This is a genomic window from Synechococcus sp. CCY9202 (genome assembly GCF_034931685.1).
Classification (GTDB): domain Bacteria; phylum Cyanobacteriota; class Cyanobacteriia; order PCC-6307; family Cyanobiaceae; genus CBW1002.
In genome coordinates, this window is record NZ_JAYGID010000060.1 from 1 (window position 1) to 1,264 (window position 1,264).

Genomic DNA, 1,264 nt, shown 5'->3' on the forward strand with positions numbered 1-1,264 from the left:
CAGGGTTGCCTGAAAGTCACTCCAACCTCGCTCCCGCGAGCTGAACCCCGCCCAACGTCAGCATCCCTCTGATGTCGTAAGCCAGTTCCCGGAGCCCCCGTCGGATCGAGCGGTAGCCGCCGCGCCGCATCAGGTTCATGACCACGGTCCGCAGGAACGCAAACACCGGTGCACCAATGCGATGGGTGTAGCGGTGGGCGTCCTCACCGAGCTGGGTGTCGCGGGCCCAGTGCCATTCGTTTTCAATGCTCCAGCGTTGCCGGATCAGGCGCAGCAGGCCTTCTGGAGCTGTGCGAACGGTCGTGATGAACAAGTGCCTTGTGACACTGTGCTTGCCGTTGCGCTTGGTGGTCGTGGTGATCAGCTCCACGATCCAGGCGCTGCCCGGCCAGGCTTCCTTGATGTGATCGGGGGCTTCCTTGGCCCTGAGCTCCCAGCGCGTGTCACGCCCATGGCGTTTCTCCTGATCCGTTGCAGTGAAAGGGATCCGACGCTTTCCCTCGAACTGGCGGCTGATCTGCCGATGGAGCCTGGGCTGATTCGTTTTGACGGTCAGGGCGACGTCGGCTCCCTGCTCGAGGCACCAGCGAAAAACGCCTGCGTCGTGTGCAGGGCATCCGCCTGGATCAGCTTGCCCTCCAAATCCATCGTGCTCAGCAGCTCTTTGAGCGCTGCTCGCTCGCTCGATTCATGGGTGTCGTAGGCCTTCTGAGCCAAGGCGACACCGAGGGCTCGGGCGTAGACCGTCACCTGGGCGACAAAGCGGTGGTTGCCGTCATCGGTTTCGATGGCTGAACCCTTCAGGGTCTTGCCATCGCACACCAACTGCTCCACAGCCGTTGTACCCCCTGGGATCTGGCTGATCATCCAGGCCTGGAGCACCTCGCCGAACTGCTGCAGGTGCGCCTTGTTGAACAGGTAGAGGAAGGTGGCGTCCGAAGGCCAGCGCTTGAAATTCAGCCTCAGGGCCTGGTTCAACACCTCCCGGTGCCGCCTGGCGAACGCCTCCAGATCGCGGGAGCTGCGGCAGTCGCTGAGGATCCCAAGCACCGCCACCAGCAGCAGGTACCACTGCGGGTAGCGCACCCCGCGGCGGTAACGGCCATCGGGGATGGCCTTGAGGAAGCTGATCAGGTCGGCATCGGCGCTGAAATCAACAGCGGGAGCAGCGGTCTGGGGCATTGCTGAGGGGCTGGTCCCGCGAGCAAACCAGGCCGCGGCAGGGGCGCCAAGGGCAAGCTGGACGGACTTTCAGGCGGCCCTG

2 protein-coding genes are annotated in these 1,264 nt (G+C 63.9%); both read right to left on the bottom strand.

Translation table 11 applies throughout. From position 1 onward, the window contains the following. Window positions 1-16: 16 nt before the first annotated feature. Window positions 17-556 carry an ISAs1 family transposase gene (locus VB777_RS08250; protein WP_323248254.1) on the bottom strand — a complete coding sequence of 180 codons (540 nt, stop codon included), beginning with the start codon at window positions 554-556 and terminating at the stop codon, window positions 17-19. Beyond that, complete coding sequence (locus VB777_RS08255; RefSeq protein WP_323248252.1) at window positions 553-1,182, bottom strand: ISAs1 family transposase; 630 nt, start codon at window positions 1,180-1,182, stop codon at window positions 553-555. Before VB777_RS08255 ends, VB777_RS08250 begins: the two co-directional genes overlap by 4 nt. Window positions 1,183-1,264: the final 82 nt, after the last annotated feature.

What these genes read in the sequence shown, in the direction of transcription:
- VB777_RS08255 (WP_323248252.1), bottom strand. Translation starts at nt 1,182, where the DNA reads ATGCCCCAGACCGCTGCTCCCGCTGTTGATTTCAGCGCCGATGCCGAC.